Below are 15,827 nucleotides of genomic sequence, written 5' to 3'. Positions count from 1 at the left end.
ATGTCCTTAAAATACGTGATATTAATGCTATTGGTCGAGTTCTTCCCAAGACTCTTGTGTCATTTGCATCTTTTGCCACCACTGATCAGATGCAACAATATGTCCCTCTTCGTCTATAGCGGGGTAAGGTAGTCCTTTGCGTTTACACGCTTTAGCGAATATCGGATGACCACCTTCAAACAGAAAACGTTGACGACGCTCTTCATCAATTGACGGTGTATCGTACATGCCCGCTAGCTGTCTCTGGCGTTGCGCTTCGTACAGTACAACCGCGCATGCAACAGAAACGTTAAGTGATTGCACCATGCCGACCATCGGGATAATGATATCTTGATCAGCCATCTCTAGCGCTGTTTCAGATGCACCGAATTTTTCTTGCCCTAAAATAATGGCAGTAGGTTTGGTGTAATCAACTTCTCTAAAATCTACAGCAGTATCAGACAAGTTCGTGACTAATACCTGCATGTTTTGTTCTTTTAGCTTAGATATTGCATCTTTTGTCGATGAGTAGTTGTGCACGTCAATCCAATTTTGGCTACCCGCAGCACTGCCACCAGAAACACGCATTTGCTCGTTTTTCCAAACGGCATGCACGTCACTAACCCCAATGGCATCACATGTTCTTACCACAGCGGCAAGATTGTGATTTTTGTGCACGCCTTCCATGCAGACCGTCAGATCAGGTTGGCGCTGATCTAACATTTCATTAATACGTTGAAAACGTTCTGGGGTCATACTATTACCTTTAAAATTAAGAAACGTTTGGCAGTTCCATGACGCCATCTATTTCAATTGCTACGTCTTTAGGTAAACGCGACACTTGAATAGCGGCTCTAGCTGGATAAGGTTCTTGGAAATACTGACTCATTACTTCGTTAACTGTCGCGAAGTTAGATAAGTCAATCATGAAAATATTAACCTTGACCATATCATTGATATTGCCACCGGCTGCCTCACATACGGCAGACAGATTTTTAAACACCTGATGAGCTTGTTGCTCGAAGTCATCACTAACCACTTCCATGGTTTCCGGTACAAGCGGTATTTGACCAGACAAGTAGACGGTGTTGTTAACCTTAACTGCCTGACTATAAGTGCCTATGGCACTTGGCGCATGTTCTGTAGAGATGATTGATTTCATGCTAGTGTAAATCCTTGTTGTAATCGTTTGTTTTACTTATTTCTTGATACTTTTTGAACATCTACCATTACTTTTATCTTTCTAATGATATCTGCTAAATGAATACGGTCGCGAACGCCAATTTCAACGTCAATCGCGTAAATACCTGGTTCTTTTTCACCAGAATTCAAAGAATGTACATTGGAATCACTTTTTGCCACAACGTTGGTTAGTGCAGCTAAGGCACCTTGGTGGTTGATGATCTCAATACGCAGACGAGCGATAAACTCTCTATCGATATCATTATCCCAACGTACCGGGAAAACACTGCCTTGTTCATGATTCTTAATATTACGGCAGTCTTGTTGATGCACCATCATGCCTTTGCCTGGGTTTAAGTAGGCAACGATATGATCGCCCGGAATAGGGCGGCAACATTTACCAAAATTAACCACCATGCCTTCAGTGCCTTTGATAGCAATATTCGCTTTCTTGCTATGCTCAAATGCTTCTTCTTCGGTAAACTCGTCAGTTAAAAGCTTGGCGATACCCAATGCCAATGTATTACCTAAACCAATATTGACGAACATTTCGTCTTTTGATTGATAACCGCTTTTGACCAATACGTCTTGTATCTTCTCTTCGCCAATATCTTCCAGCGATTTGTCACCAAGTGCGTGGCTTAACAAGCGTTTACCCAGCGCAAGTGATTCATTTTGCTCTTGAGAGCGCAAGTAAGAACGAATCTGCATTCGCGCCTTACCGGTCACAACAAAGTTCAACCAAGTAGCGTTTGGTCTTGCCGCAGACGAGGTAACAACCTCTATGGTTTGCCCTGAATCAAGGGGTTGACTAAGTGGATAAGGTTTGCGATCAACGCGCACTCCCACGCAAGAATTACCTACATCAGTATGTACGGCATAAGCAAAATCTACTGCGGTAGCGCCCATTGGCAATTCGATAATTTTACCATCGGGAGTAAACACATAGATTTCGTCTGGAAACAGCTCTGTTTTAACGTTTTCGATAAACTCAAATGAGCTACCGGCACTTTGCTGCAGTTCCAATAAACTTTGCATCCAGCGACGTGCTTTCATTTGCGCGGTTGTTCCGCCGTCGTCACCGCTTTGTTTGTATAACCAGTGCGCCGCAACACCTTTATCTGCCATTTGATCCATGTCATTGGTACGAATTTGAATCTCTACAGGAATACCGTGCGGACCAATAAGTGAGGTATGTAATGATTGATAACCATTGGTTTTTGGAATGGCGATATAGTCTTTAAAGCGCGTTTCAATGGGCTTAAACAAGTTATGTACTGCACCCAAGGCACGATAACAGTCGTCAAGCTTGTTATCGACAATGATTCTAAAGGCATAGATGTCCATGACTTCATTGAACACTAGCTCTTTGTTCTTCATCTTGCGGTAGATAGAATACAAATGCTTTTCACGACCGTTAACTTGCGCCGAAATAGAAGATTCTTCAAGGCGCTGAATAATCTCTGTTTGAATATTATTGATGATTTCTTTGCGGTTACCGCGCGCTTGCTTAACAGCACTTTTAAGTGCACGTGCTCGCATTGGATGCAGGGCTTCAAAACCCAAAACCTCTAGCTCATTCTTAATATCATGAATACCCAAGCGGTTAGCTATCGATGCATAAATCTCTAGTGTTTCTCGCGCAATACGTCGCCTTTTATCTGGGCGTAATGATTCTAACGTGCGCATATTGTGCGTTCTATCAGCAAGTTTGATTAAAATAACGCGAATGTCTTGCACCATGGCAAGGACCATCTTGCGGAAGTTTTCCGCCTGCATTTCTTCTTTGCTATTAAATTTGATTTTGTCGAGTTTACTTACGCCTTCGACAAGCTCAGCAACGGTATCACCAAATAAATTAGCGAGATCTTCTTTGGTGACCTCGGTGTCTTCGATAACATCATGGAGTAGGGCGGCCATCAAAGTTTCGTGATCGAGGTGCATTTTGGCAAGATTCTGTGCAACAGCAACAGGGTGGGTGATATAAGGATCACCTGAAGAGCGCATCTGTCCTTCATGGGCATCGCGTGCAACCACATATGCTTGTTTTAACAGATCAATTTGAACTTTAGATAAATAAGTCGAAACCTGTTCTTTTAGGGGTTCAAATAGATACACCTATAACCTCTTTATTTTCGCTGATGTACAACTACTGCCAACTATTTGGCAAGGAATCATAGCGTCAAATCTTGCTATACCTGAATAATACTAAATTTTGGATAGAAAAAACGCGTAATAACAAAAAATTATTACGCGTTCTTAAAATTTGAATAAAAACGTTAACGTTTTATTAGCCTTGACCACCAACAATGGCTGCAACCGCTGCTAATTCAGCTGATTCTTGCTGAACTTGTTCGTTGCGATCTGTTTCGTCCATGATTTCAGTGGTAATTAAACCTTCTTCAATTTCACGAAGCGCTAATACTGTTGGCTTGTCGTTTTCAACTTCAACCAATGGGTCTTTACCACCTGTTGCGATCTGACGAGCACGACGTGCTGATATCAGAACTAAATCAAAACGGTTACCGATTTTATCTACTGCACCTTGTACGGTTACGCGAGCCATTTGGTTTCTCCAAATATAGTAAAAATGACAAAATAGTAGGCTATTTTACGTTTAGCCTATGTTTTAAGCAAGTAATTGATCAAAGAGATCTTTATGTTTTTGTACTTGCTGGCTTCTTTTTAAACGCTGGTTTTCAACAATTGTCGTTAATTCTGACAAGGCGGTATCGAAGTCTTCATTAACAATGATGTAATCGAACTCATTATAGTGCGATATTTCCGCTTGCGCTTTCGACATACGATCAAGGATCACTTCTTCGCTGTCTTGTCCGCGATCACGCAATCGTTTTTCCAATATTTGCTTCGACGGTGGTGTTATAAAGATAGTAGTAACATTTGGCTTTTTCATGCGCACTTGCTGCGCGCCTTGCCAATCGATATCAAGAAAAACATCGATGCCTTTCCCTAGTTGTTCATCTATCGCAGCAGCTGAAGTGCCGTAATAGTTACCAAAGACTTCTGCCCATTCGTAAAACACGCCGTCTTCAATTTGTTGCTCAAATTGCTGCTTTGATACGAAATGATAGTGCTCACCATCATTTTCACCCGGACGAGCGTCGCGCGTTGTTGTTGAAACCGACACCTGAAGAGGGCGGCTTGAACCTTGTTTCAGCAATGCTGCGATTAAACTCGATTTACCTGCACCGCTTGGTGCCGACAAAACAAATAAATTACCACTGTCCGTCACGTTGAGCTCCTAAAAACATTTTGGACGTAAATATAGCCGCGCACTATACCCAATTTTACTGGGTATTTCTAGGTTTGTTGCGTATACGCTAACGGCTACAAACAAAAACGCCAGCACTAAATAGCGCCGGCGTTTACTTAGCTTATTGGTTGATTACAATACTTTGGCAATTGACGCTGCTAGGTAATCAACATTGCTATTGGCGATACCTGCAATACTCATACGGCTAGAACCCACCATATAAATTGAGTACTCGTCTTGTAGCTGCTGTACTTGCTCTGGGGTAATACCTAGGAATGAAAACATCCCTTTTTGACGCGTAATAAATGAGAAGTCGCGTGTTACACCGTTTTCAACAAGCTTGTCTACAATTAGCTTACGATTGCCATTAATGCGATCACGCATTTCAGCAAGTTCTTGATGCCATTGTGCCGTTAATTCTTCGCTGCTTAGAATCGTTTCTACAATCGCTGCACCATGCGCTGGTGGCATAGAGTAGATACAACGTACCGTCGATAACAGCACAGAATTTGCAACATCAGCTGCGCTTGCACTTGCTGCAATAACAGTACACGCACCAATACGTTCGCGGTACAAACCGAAGTTTTTCGAACAAGAACTACAAATCACGAGTTCATCCACAGACTCAGCCATTAAACGAAGGCCATAAGCGTCAGCGTCTAAGCCGTCACCAAAACCTTGATATGCCATATCGATAACAGGTAAGAAACCAACTGATTTCGCTACTTCAACGACTTGTTGCCATTGTTCTTGCGATAAATCCATGCCACTAGGGTTGTGACAACATGCATGTAATAAAACAACGTCGTCACTGCTTAACTGCTTCAATTGCGCCAGCATGCCGTCGAAGTCTAAACACTTGTTCTCGTAATCATAGTACGGGTATGTTTTAACTTCTAAGCCAGCCGCTTCAAACAAACCTGTGTGGTTTGCCCACGTTGGGTTGCTCACCCAAATCGTTGCACCAGACTTTACGTTGTTAATAAATTCACCCGCTACGCGCAAAGCACCGGTGCCACCTGGCGCCGAAACTGTACGTGCACGGTTTGATAAAAGCACAGGGTGGCTTGCACCAAAAATAAGCTCACTCATTGTTTGGTTAAACAATGGCGATCCTGTTGGGCCAATGTAAACTTTAGTGTCTTCAGTTTCCAAGCGATGTTGTTCTGCTTTTTTAACGCAGTCTAATATCGCTGTGTGTCCAGATTCATCCTTATATACACCAACACCTAAGTCGATTTTTTGCGGATTTGTATCTTCACGATATTTTGCCAAAAGTCCTAAAATAGGGTCTGCTGGTAACGCTTGTAAACTACCAAACATGATTGTTTTCCTGTTGCATTTATTAAGTGTTCAAAAAAGGCCACGCCTTGCGGTGTGACGTAAAGCGAAAGCATACCCCAAATCAGAGTAACAAGTAATACCGAAACAGATAATTTTTCGAGTTATTCATGCTTTTTTAAAATGACTTAGCTCGCTTCGATCTTTACACGTCTTTAAGCCATAAAAAAAACCAATTAAAAGCCTGTGGTTAATGCCGCTATTAAGCCAATCAAACCGCCAAACACGCCGCCCCAAACAACGAGCCAACCTAAGTGTTTTCGTATCATATCCTGCACAATGTCTTTCACTATTTGCGGCGTTAATTCGTTTAACCGTTGCTCAATAATATCAGCGACTTTTTGCTGCATATTATCAAGTATATTAGGCTGTTCTAATTCGGCTCTTACAAGTTCAGCAAAGTCGTCTTTTTCTGTTATCTCAGCCAATGCCTGTTGCATTTTTTCTACAAAAGGTTCACGCATAGGTTGCAAGGCTTCACTACCACCAAACATTGCTAACATTCCGCCAAAGCTACTGTTTTCGATAACCTCCACCAGTTTGTCAAAAGCCGGCGACAAGTCTACTTTTTGGATAATCCCTTGCAGGTCAATAGCAGCGGCATCACCACTTTTTGTAGAGAGGAATCGATCAATGTTTTGCTCGGTAAAGAACTGGGTCATCATCAAATGTTTGATACCGGCTTTAAACTCTTCAAAGCGCGCTGGCACGACACCAGAGCCATACAAAAACGGAACTTTTTCAAATAGCATATGCACGGCTATCCAATTAGTCACAGCCCCGGAAAGGGCGAATAAGCCAACGGTGAATACAATGTGTTGTTCTAGCAAAAAGCCTGCAAGTAGCGCGGCCAAGGCAATAAGATTTGTGGCTAAGCTTTTGTTCAAGGGACAATCCTTTTCGACGATATTTTTGACCGCATAATACCAGTCCCTTGCCATTCGCTCCAATAAATGGTTCGATACAGTAAAACCAAAACATAGAAAAAACAGATGAAACTAACGCTAGTGTTGTTAACTTTACTGACCTTTTCTAGCCAAAGCGCAGAAAGTGAGTCGTTATGGCGCACGCCAGACAAAGAAAATACGTTGCTGTTAAACCTCGCTAATGGATTAGTAGTCATCGAGCTTGCCCCAGAGTTCGCACCAAATCACGTAGCCCATATTAAATCGCTAGTGCGTGCTGGGTTCTATCACCAAAGCAAGTTCTATCGTGTTGTAGATGGCTTTGTTGCGCAGGCGGGTCCTCTTGAAGACCCAACGGAAAGTAAAACTATTGCCATGGAAGACAGCATTAAGATCGATAAGCAATGGCCATACACTTCTGTATCAAAAACAGATATGTTCGCCGCTGAAACAGGCTTTAAAGACGGCTTTGCTGTGGCACTTGATGCGGACAAATCATCAGCTTGGTTAACTCATTGCCCTGGAACAATCGCACTGGCAAGGGAGACCGATAAAGACAGTGGCACACATCACTTTTATTTTGTCATCGGTCAAGCGCCGCGCTATTTAGATCGTAACATGGCGATATTCGGTCGTGTTATTTATGGCATGGACAATGTGCAAGGTATTGCCAGAACTAAAGACTATAAAGGTGATGATATTATTGCTGAAAAAGGTTTTACCGACATTGTATCTTTCGACGTAATGGCTGATTTGCCCCAAAAGAAACAACTAACGATAGAAGTTGAACGCACAGATACTGATGCCTTCGCAAAGCGTTTATTTAATCGCGCGAACAGAACACACCCATTCTTCTATCACACGCCACCAGCGGTATTGGATGTATGCCAAGTGCAAGTGCATTCTAGAGTAGCGCCGGTAAGCAAATAGCGAGCACAAAAAAAGGGCGTCAGCCCTTTTTTTATCAATATTGTGATATTGCTGCGTTAGATAAACGCAAAAGCATCGGCATACATATGGTCGATATCTGCGCCATGTGCAACAAAATCATCTCGTAACACACCGATCATATCAAAACGACCGGCAAGATAGATGTCGTAACCAGCAAGAGTATCAAAATCTGCCATTGCCGCTTTGTGCACTAAACCTGTTTTACCTTGCCACTGTGTTGAAGCGTTCTCAACCACTGGCACAAATGAACCATTGGGAAGTGACTCTATCGCAGTTTTAGTTTCTGACAATTCGTATACGGCACTTTCGTCACGCAGGCCCCAATACACTTTTACTGGGCGTGATGAATTTGTGTCTACTAAGTATTCAAATATAGATTTAATGAAAGAGAAGCCTGTCCCACCGGCCAAAAGTATAAGTGGGCGCTCACTTTCCTCACGTAAATAAGCATTACCATTGGCTACTTCAACAGTCACAGTGTCACTTTCACGGATACGGTCAATCACTTGCATCGCATAGCTGTCTTCGCCAAATGCACCAATTTGAAGTTCGATTAGATCGCTGTTTGGAGAGCTGGCAATAGAGAATGGACGTTTGTCGTCTTCACTCATGACAAAATTAAGATACTGCCCAGCAAGAAAGTTTACTTTCTCACTTGGCTTTAACATCACTTTGAACACATGAGCTGTTAAATTGCTTAACGATTCAACCTGACACTTTACCGCTTGCATGACCTATCCATCACCTTCAATTAAATCGGCTACATTGAGCCCGGACACAAAAAGGGCGACATTGTAACCGATTTTTTTTTAGTCAGCTAATAAAACTATGCAAATGAACTGTAAAAGCGACTTAGTCGATAGGTTTATTGTTCACCGAAGATATCAAGCTCATCCCAGATATCATCAACATAACGTTTAATCGATTCATCCATAACGATAGGTTCGCCCCATTCGCGGTCGGTTTCACCCGGCCATTTATTGGTGGCATCCATCCCCATCTTGCTGCCCAAACCAGATACTGGCGAGGCGAAGTCGAGGTAATCGATTGGCGTATGTTCAATCATCGTAGTATCACGCGCCGGATCCATACGCGTGGTCATAGCCCAAATCACATCTTGCCAATCACGTGCATTGATATCATCGTCACAGACAATAACGAATTTGGTGTACATGAACTGCCTTAGGAAAGACCATACCCCGAGCATAACGCGCTTGGCATGCCCCGGATATTGCTTCTTAATTGTGACCACAGCTAAGCGATAAGAACAGCCCTCTGGCGGCAGATAAAAGTCGACAATTTCAGGAAACTGCTTTTGAAGAATAGGCACAAATACTTCATTTAGCGCAACACCTAAGATAGCAGGTTCATCAGGTGGCCTGCCGGTATAAGTACTGTGATAAATTGGGTTTTCACGCATGGTCATGTGAGTCACGGTAAATACTGGGAAGTTATCCACTTCGTTGTAGTAACCGGTGTGATCGCCATACGGGCCTTCAGGCGCCAATTCATCTGGATCAATATAGCCTTCAAGCACGATTTCAGCAGAAGCTGGCACTTCCAGATCGTTACTTACACATTTAGTCACTTCTGTTTTACTACCGCGCAACAAACCTGCAAAGGCGTATTCAGACAAGGTGTCTGGCACTGGCGTTACTGCTCCTAAAATAGTTGCCGGATCAGCGCCTAACGCAACAGATACTGGAAATTTTTCGCCTGGAAATTGCTTTTTAAATTCGAAAAAGTCGATAGCGCCACCACGATGCGATAGCCAGCGCATAATGACTTTGTTTTTACCTAATAATTGCTGACGATAAATACCTAAGTTCTGACGCTTTTTGTGAGGGCCTTTAGTAATCGTTAATCCCCACGTAATCAGCGGCGCAACATCGCCAGGCCAACACGTTTGAATTGGCAGCTTAGTTAAATCAACGTCATCACCTGTTAATACCACTTTTTGGCAAGGCGCTTTACGTACCGTTTTTACCGGCATGTTCAACACTTGTTTGAACAAAGGCAGTTTATCGATGGCGTCTTTAAAACCCTTTGGTGGCTCAGGCTCTTTTAGCGTCGCCAGCAGCTTACCAACATCTCGAAGCGCGCTTACTTCGGTTTGCCCCATTGCCAATGCAACTCGTTCGGGTGTGCCAAACAAGTTCGCCAGTACAGGTGTGTCAAAACCTTCAGGGTTTTCAAACAACAACGCTGGCCCTTGCGCACGCAAAGTACGATCACTGATTTCTGTCATCGCCAAATGCGTTGAAATCGGTTGCTTGATTCTTTTTAACTGACCAAGCTTTTCTAGCTGATCAATAAAATCTCTTAAGTCTTTATATTTCATCGTTTCTTTTGAGGTAATAAAAAGCCAGCAAATTGCTGGCTTTTGAAAATCTTGAAGCGCTATTTGCGTTTCATTGCATCAAAGAACTCATCATTGGTCTTTGTCATTGCCAGTTTATCTATCATAAACTCCATTGCGTCGATTTCGCCCATTTCATGGACAATCTTACGCAATATCCACATTTTCTGTAGCTCATCCGCTTTTGTCAGTAGCTCTTCACGACGCGTACCACTGCGGTTAAAGTGGATTGCAGGGAAAACTCGTTTTTCTGCTATCTTACGAGACAGGTGTAATTCCATGTTACCTGTACCTTTAAACTCCTCATAGATAACTTCATCCATTTTCGAGCCGGTTTCAATCAATGCTGTCGCAATAATCGTTAAGCTACCGCCTTCTTCAATATTACGAGCTGCACCAAAGAAGCGTTTCGGACGATGCAATGCATTCGCATCAACACCACCGGTTAGGATTTTACCTGATGAAGGTATAACCGTGTTATACGCACGTGCTAAACGAGTGATTGAATCTAATAGAATGACCACATCTTTCTTGTGTTCAACTAAGCGCTTGGCTTTTTCAATCACCATTTCAGCAACCTGAACGTGACGGCTTGCTGGTTCGTCGAAGGTAGAAGCAACGACTTCACCTTTAACTAATCGCTGCATCTCAGTAACTTCTTCTGGACGCTCATCGATTAACAACACCATTAACTCACACTCTGGATGGTTGTGCGCGATGCTTTGTGCGATGTTTTGCAGAAGCAAGGTTTTACCGGCTTTCGGCGGTGCAACTATCAAACCACGCTGACCTTTACCAATAGGTGAAGCTAAATCTAACACACGAGCAGTAATGTCTTCAGTAGAGCCATTACCACGTTCCATTACGATACGATTGTTGGCATGGATCGGTGTTAAGTTTTCAAAAAGGACTTTATTGCGAGAATTTTCTGGTTTGTCGAAGTTAACTTCATTTACTTTTAGCAAAGCAAAATAGCGTTCACCATCTTTTGGCGGACGAATTTTACCTTGAATCGTATCACCCGTTCGCATACTGAATCGGCGAATTTGGCTTGGCGATACATAGATATCGTCAGGACCTGCCAAATAGGAGGAGTCGGAAGAACGTAAGAACCCAAAGCCATCTTGTAGTATTTCTAATACGCCACCGCCGAAGATATCTTCACCACTTTTAGCATGTGCTTTTAAGATGGCAAAAATGATGTCTTGCTTGCGGCTACGCCCTAAATGCTCAAGCTTCATAGATTCTGCTAGAGCAAGTAATTCATTGATTGATTTATCTTTAAGTTCGGTAAGATTCATAGTGAGGATTCTAAAAGTTATTGTTTAATGCCTGTTGGCAAAGATACGAAAGAAGTTCGCTTCTGATGTGTATATTATATGAGTAGTAAATTTAGCACTAAAAATATGCTGGGTAAAGGTCAATTAAAATAAAGGCCTGCAAATTTGCAGGCCTTATTTAGAATACTAAATATTCGCGTCTAAAAACTCTTTAAGTTGAGTCTTCGATAATGCGCCAACCTTAGTGTCTACAACAGCGCCATCTTTAAACAAGATTAAAGTTGGGATGCCGCGCACACCGTATTTAGGTGCTGTATCTGGGTTTTGGTCAATGTTTAATTTACCAATTGTTACCTGACCAGCGTACTCTTCAGCAACGTCATTAAGGATCGGTGCAATCATCTTACACGGTCCACACCACTCTGCCCAAAAGTCTACTAAAACAGGACCAGACGCATTCAAAACATCCGCGTCAAAACCAGCATCGGTTAATTGAACAATTTTATCGCTCATTTTTTTCTCCAAAACATTTAGGCCATAGGCCATCTAAACAATGGCAATGATTTCGAGTGCCATTATAAACGTAACTTTTTCGCAATGAAAATAACTATTTATTCCTTGCTAGTGTTGGCTGATATATAGCCGATATTTTTTATATCAATGCTATAAACCGTTACAAGATAATAAAAATTTCCAAAAACTAAACATTCTTATTGCACATAGAACCTGTTAAGCTAAGTCCCCATGAACAAAACACACTTAACAGATATTAAATTCTCAGCGCTAGGACTTGATGAAAAAGTCCTTGCAGGGCTTGCTGCAAAAGGCTTTGAAAACTGTACTAATATTCAAGCAAAGTCTCTACCAGTACTATTACTAGGTAAAGATATCGCGGGTCAAGCGCAAACTGGTGAAGGCAAAACAATCGCTTTTTTAGCCGCTACCTTTCATCAATTATTAAACAATCCAACGCCAGAACATAATCAGCCTAGAGCGATTATCATGGCACCTACGCGTGAACTTGCGATTCAAATTCAACGCGACGCCATCGAAATGGCGAAAAGCACAGGATTGCGTCTTGCTGTTGTATATGGGGGCGAAGGCTATGAAAGTCAACGTCAGACCCTAGAAAAAGGCGTCGATATCTTAATAGGTACCTGCGGTCGTTTAATTGATTACTACAAACAAGGTGTGTATCGCCTTGATAATATTGAAGTTGTCGTACTAGATGAAGCAGACAGAATGTTTGATTTAGGTTTTATCAAAGACATTCGATATATGTTCAAGCGTATGCCTCCTGCGGAAAAGCGTATTAGCATGCTGTTTTCTGCCACCTTGTCACTACGCGTTAAAGAGCTCGCTTTTGAGCATATGAATAGCCCAGTTAGTGTAGAAGTTGAGCCAGAACAAAAAACTAATGTGCGCATCACCGAGGAATTATTCTACCCATCAAACGATGACAAAATGGCGCTTTTTCAAACCTTACTTGAAGAAGAGTGGCCAGATAAAGCCATCGTATTTGCCAATACTAAGCATACCTGTGAAAACATTTACGCCCATTTACGTGCCGACAAGATTCGTGTAGGTTTATTAACCGGCGATGTTGCACAGAATAAGCGACTAAAAATATTAGAGCAGTTTTCTAAAGGCCAGTTGGATGTGTTAGTTGCAACCGATGTTGCGGCTAGAGGTTTACATATACCAGCGGTAACACACGTGTTTAATTATGATTTGCCTGACGATTGTGAAGATTATGTCCATCGTATTGGCCGCACGGGTAGAGCCGGCGCGACGGGTCATGCTATTAGCCTTGCGTGTGAACAGTATGTATTTAACTTACCAGCGATAGAAGACTACATCGGTCATTCGTTACCAGTAAGCAAATACGACCCATCGTCACTGTTAAACGATTTACCAAAACCGAAACCAAGAACTCGTCGACATAAACCTCATTCGACTAATAAAAACAATAACAATCAATCGAGAAGAAGACGTTAACGTATTATGTCCCAACAACCCTTGTTTGCCATTATAGATTTAGGTTCTAACAGCTTTCACATGCTCATTGTCCGCAATACACTATCTGGCATGCAGGTTGTTGACAAAATAAAACGTAAAGTCCGACTAGCTTCCGGCTTAGACGAAAACAACAACTTGTCACAAGAGTCGATGCAACGCGGGCTCGATTGCATCGCCTTATTTGCTGACAGGCTCACCACTATCTCCGCTGATAAAGTCAGAATTGTCGCTACAGCGACATTAAGGCTAGCTAAAAATGCACCAGACTTTATTGAACAAGCTGAAGCGATATTAGGCAGAGAAATTACCCTGCTCTCTGGTGAGAAAGAAGCCGAATATATTTATCAGGGCGTCGCTCGCACTAACAGTAGTGCCGACCAAAGGTTTGTCATTGATATTGGTGGTGCCAGCACCGAACTTGTGATCGGGCATAAATATTCTGTTCTTAAAGCAACCAGTCTTGCATTAGGGTGTGTCACCTTTAATAAACAATTTTTTGAAGACGGTGGTATCACTGAACAACGTTTCAATGATGCTGTAGCAGCAGCCAAAAAACAGTTGACTGTATTTGTCGATAGCTACAAAACCATTGGCTGGCAATGTGTCCTTGGTGGCTCAGGCACCATGCAAGCGCTAGCAGAAATTCTCGCACATCGCGGCCACAATGCATTTATCAATAAATCTTTTATCGAAGAGATGAAACAGCAAGTTTTGTCATTCGATAATTTTGAAGATATAGATATTGCAGGGCTGCAGGTCGAACGCGTACCGGTATTTGTTAGTGGATTAGCTATTTTAGCAGCGGCTTTTGAAAGCTTTGGCTTTGAACAAATACAGTTGTCTTCTGGCGCAATACGCGAAGGCTTGTTGTATCAAATGATTAATGGCGAAAAGCCAATGCCGGTGCGCATGAAAACGTGCAATCAAATCACCGCTCGCTTTTCATTAGATCTTCAACAAAGCCAACGAGTAGAAATGCTGGTGCAGCAGCTTGCTTCGAGTGAGCAATATACGCAAATTCTGGCTGACAATGATATTAGAGAGATATTGTCTGCTGCCTGTAAAATGCATGAAATAGGCAAAAGCATTGGCTTTAAGAATCATGAACGCCATGCCTACTATTTGCTTAACCATATGGAGCTAGCAGGTTTCAATGTAAGCCAACGTCAGTTGCTGTGCGCCCTGCTTGCCAATCAAAGTGGCAAAATTAACGAAAAGCTTTTAACCGAGCAAGTCGAACTACCACTTGCGCAAGCAAAACTGCTTACCGTGTTGTTAAGACTAGCGATCAAATTAAGTGTTCATCGAGACAACATGCTGCTACCTAAAGTTAAGCTATATGCTGAAGATGATGCAAACCTTGCGATTGCGATAGAAAATGTGTCGCCATTGATAAAAGCACAGATCGAGACTGAGCAACAGCAAATATCGCCTATGGGAATTTCTTTGCAACTACTCGAACAAGAATAAGAAAATTTAGCGATGATATAAAAAGAAAAAGCCTTGGAAAACCAAGGCTTTTTTTATTGTTCTTCTTTCAACCAACGTGCCACTGATTTGGCAAAATACGTTAAAATGCCATCGGCCCCTGCCCGTTTAAAAGCAAGTAGCCCTTCCATTACACAAGGCTTTTCCGCTAACCAACCATTTTGAATCGCTGCCATATGCATGGCATATTCACCGCTTACTTGATAAGCATATGTTGGCACAGCAAAGGTATCTTTAACGCGGCGTACAATGTCTAAATACGGCATTCCTGGCTTCACCATCACCATATCAGCACCTTCGCCAAGATCTTGTGCTATCTCTTGCATGGCTTCATCACTGTTTGCAGGGTCCATTTGATAAGTAAACTTATTACCGCCTTTCAAATTGCCTGCGCTACCAACAGCATCCCTAAATGGGCCATAGTAATTGGATGCATATTTTGCCGAATAAGCCAAAATTCTGGTATTAATGTGCCCTGCTTGCTCTAGCGCTTCTCGAATAGCACCAATACGGCCGTCCATCATATCAGATGGCGCAACAACATCTGCACCGGCCTCAGCATGAGACAACGCCTGCTTGACTAAAATGTCTTTGGTAACATCATTAAGCACGTAACCATCTTCATCGATAATGCCGTCTTGGCCATGCGTAGTAAATGGATCTAATGCAACGTCGGTAATAACGCCAAGCTCTGGAAAGGCAGCCTTAAGTGCGCGAACGGCACGTTGTGCTAGACCATCTGGGTTGTAGGCTTCTTCCGCCATTAATGATTTGCTTTCTGCAGGTGTTACCGGGAACAGAGCTACAGCTGGTATCCCAAGGGCAACTAATTCTTCTGCTTCTTCTAATAACAAATCAATGCTTTTGCGTTCAACGCCTGGCATAGAAGGCACAGCTTCACGCTGTTTTTCTCCTTCGAGTACAAAAACAGGATAGATAAGATCGTTTACTGTCAGCTGATTTTCAGCCATTAGACGACGTGAAAAATCGTCTTTGCGCATGCGGCGCAAGCGACGTCCTGGAAATTGTCCAAAACCACTATTCATAGT

At 42.5% G+C, this 15,827-nt stretch carries 15 protein-coding genes; 3 read left to right on the top strand and 12 right to left on the bottom strand.

The genetic code is table 11. From position 1 onward, the window contains the following. Positions 1–27: 27 nt before the first annotated feature. The 7 genes from trmH to QUD85_RS00360 form a co-directional block, all read right to left on the bottom strand. On the bottom strand, positions 28–735 hold the full coding sequence (gene trmH / locus QUD85_RS00390) for a tRNA (guanosine(18)-2'-O)-methyltransferase TrmH (protein WP_093329361.1): 708 nt from the start codon (positions 733–735) through the stop codon (positions 28–30). Between the two features lie 16 nt (positions 736–751). Continuing rightward, a complete protein-coding gene (locus tag QUD85_RS00385; RefSeq protein ID WP_093329363.1) occupies positions 752–1,141 on the bottom strand; it encodes a RidA family protein in 390 nt (129 codons plus the stop codon). 32 nt (positions 1,142–1,173) lie between these two features. Further along, entirely contained in the window at positions 1,174–3,279 is a 2,106-nt protein-coding gene (gene spoT / locus QUD85_RS00380; protein ID WP_093329365.1) for a bifunctional GTP diphosphokinase/guanosine-3',5'-bis pyrophosphate 3'-pyrophosphohydrolase, read from the bottom strand. Positions 3,280–3,451: 172 nt separating this feature from the next. Beyond that, positions 3,452–3,727, bottom strand: coding sequence for a DNA-directed RNA polymerase subunit omega (rpoZ, locus tag QUD85_RS00375; protein WP_093329367.1), 276 nt, complete (start codon positions 3,725–3,727; stop codon positions 3,452–3,454). Positions 3,728–3,790: 63 nt separating this feature from the next. After that, the gene (gmk, locus tag QUD85_RS00370) at positions 3,791–4,414 is read right to left on the bottom strand and encodes a guanylate kinase (protein ID WP_093329368.1); all 624 of its coding nucleotides are present in this window, start codon (positions 4,412–4,414) and stop codon (positions 3,791–3,793) included. Positions 4,415–4,567: 153 nt separating this feature from the next. Beyond that, positions 4,568–5,758: an amino acid aminotransferase gene (locus tag QUD85_RS00365; protein WP_093329370.1), complete on the bottom strand. Its 1,191-nt coding sequence runs from the start codon at positions 5,756–5,758 to the stop codon at positions 4,568–4,570. A gap of 194 nt (positions 5,759–5,952) precedes the next feature. Further along, positions 5,953–6,663: a DUF445 family protein gene (locus QUD85_RS00360; protein ID WP_093329372.1), complete on the bottom strand. Its 711-nt coding sequence runs from the start codon at positions 6,661–6,663 to the stop codon at positions 5,953–5,955. A 105-nt stretch (positions 6,664–6,768) separates the two neighbouring features. Between QUD85_RS00360 and QUD85_RS00355 the strand changes: the two genes are divergently transcribed. Next, entirely contained in the window at positions 6,769–7,611 is an 843-nt protein-coding gene (locus QUD85_RS00355; RefSeq protein ID WP_093329374.1) for a peptidylprolyl isomerase, read from the top strand. 56 nt (positions 7,612–7,667) lie between these two features. On the opposite strand, the gene fre is transcribed toward QUD85_RS00355, so the two are convergent. From fre to trxA, 4 genes are all read right to left on the bottom strand, one after another. Continuing rightward, positions 7,668–8,363, bottom strand: coding sequence for an NAD(P)H-flavin reductase (fre, locus tag QUD85_RS00350; protein ID WP_093329376.1), 696 nt, complete (start codon positions 8,361–8,363; stop codon positions 7,668–7,670). 134 nt (positions 8,364–8,497) lie between these two features. Next, positions 8,498–9,973 carry a 4-hydroxy-3-polyprenylbenzoate decarboxylase gene (gene ubiD, locus QUD85_RS00345; RefSeq protein WP_093329377.1) on the bottom strand — a complete coding sequence of 492 codons (1,476 nt, stop codon included), beginning with the start codon at positions 9,971–9,973 and terminating at the stop codon, positions 8,498–8,500. Positions 9,974–10,032: 59 nt separating this feature from the next. Next, entirely contained in the window at positions 10,033–11,292 is a 1,260-nt protein-coding gene (rho, locus tag QUD85_RS00340) for a transcription termination factor Rho (protein ID WP_093329379.1), read from the bottom strand. Positions 11,293–11,457: 165 nt separating this feature from the next. Then, entirely contained in the window at positions 11,458–11,784 is a 327-nt protein-coding gene (trxA, locus tag QUD85_RS00335) for a thioredoxin TrxA (RefSeq protein WP_093329381.1), read from the bottom strand. 231 nt (positions 11,785–12,015) lie between these two features. Here trxA and rhlB point away from each other — a divergent pair, with 231 nt between their 5' ends. Further along, positions 12,016–13,269, top strand: a complete 1,254-nt coding sequence (gene rhlB / locus QUD85_RS00330) for an ATP-dependent RNA helicase RhlB (RefSeq protein ID WP_093329383.1) — start codon at positions 12,016–12,018, stop codon at positions 13,267–13,269. A 6-nt stretch (positions 13,270–13,275) separates the two neighbouring features. Next, positions 13,276–14,760 (top strand): Ppx/GppA phosphatase family protein, encoded by a 1,485-nt coding sequence (locus QUD85_RS00325; RefSeq protein WP_093329384.1) that lies wholly within the window; start codon positions 13,276–13,278, stop codon positions 14,758–14,760. 53 nt (positions 14,761–14,813) lie between these two features. Here the strand turns inward: QUD85_RS00325 and hemB are convergent, their stop codons facing one another. Next, the gene (hemB, locus tag QUD85_RS00320; RefSeq protein ID WP_093329386.1) at positions 14,814–15,824 is read right to left on the bottom strand and encodes a porphobilinogen synthase; all 1,011 of its coding nucleotides are present in this window, start codon (positions 15,822–15,824) and stop codon (positions 14,814–14,816) included. Positions 15,825–15,827: the final 3 nt, after the last annotated feature.

Source organism: Thalassotalea agarivorans, from assembly GCF_030295955.1.
Lineage (GTDB): Bacteria > Pseudomonadota > Gammaproteobacteria > Enterobacterales > Alteromonadaceae > Thalassotalea_D > Thalassotalea_D agarivorans.
Note: the sequence above shows the minus strand (reverse complement) of the source record. Positions and strands in the feature narration are given on the sequence as shown.

Excerpts from the sequence above, each read along its gene's own strand:
- trmH (WP_093329361.1), bottom strand. The coding sequence starts at position 735 with ATGACCCCAGAACGTTTTCAACGTATTAATGAAATGTTAGATCAGCGC.
- QUD85_RS00385 (WP_093329363.1), bottom strand. The coding sequence starts at position 1,141 with ATGAAATCAATCATCTCTACAGAACATGCGCCAAGTGCCATAGGCACT.
- rpoZ (WP_093329367.1), bottom strand. The coding sequence starts at position 3,727 with ATGGCTCGCGTAACCGTACAAGGTGCAGTAGATAAAATCGGTAACCGT.
- QUD85_RS00365 (WP_093329370.1), bottom strand. The coding sequence starts at position 5,758 with ATGTTTGGTAGTTTACAAGCGTTACCAGCAGACCCTATTTTAGGACTT.
- QUD85_RS00355 (WP_093329374.1), top strand. The coding sequence starts at position 6,769 with ATGAAACTAACGCTAGTGTTGTTAACTTTACTGACCTTTTCTAGCCAA.
- fre (WP_093329376.1), bottom strand. The coding sequence starts at position 8,363 with ATGCAAGCGGTAAAGTGTCAGGTTGAATCGTTAAGCAATTTAACAGCT.
- ubiD (WP_093329377.1), bottom strand. The coding sequence starts at position 9,973 with ATGAAATATAAAGACTTAAGAGATTTTATTGATCAGCTAGAAAAGCTT.
- rho (WP_093329379.1), bottom strand. The coding sequence starts at position 11,292 with ATGAATCTTACCGAACTTAAAGATAAATCAATCAATGAATTACTTGCT.
- trxA (WP_093329381.1), bottom strand. The coding sequence starts at position 11,784 with ATGAGCGATAAAATTGTTCAATTAACCGATGCTGGTTTTGACGCGGAT.
- rhlB (WP_093329383.1), top strand. The coding sequence starts at position 12,016 with ATGAACAAAACACACTTAACAGATATTAAATTCTCAGCGCTAGGACTT.
- QUD85_RS00325 (WP_093329384.1), top strand. The coding sequence starts at position 13,276 with ATGTCCCAACAACCCTTGTTTGCCATTATAGATTTAGGTTCTAACAGC.
- hemB (WP_093329386.1), bottom strand. The coding sequence starts at position 15,824 with ATGAATAGTGGTTTTGGACAATTTCCAGGACGTCGCTTGCGCCGCATG.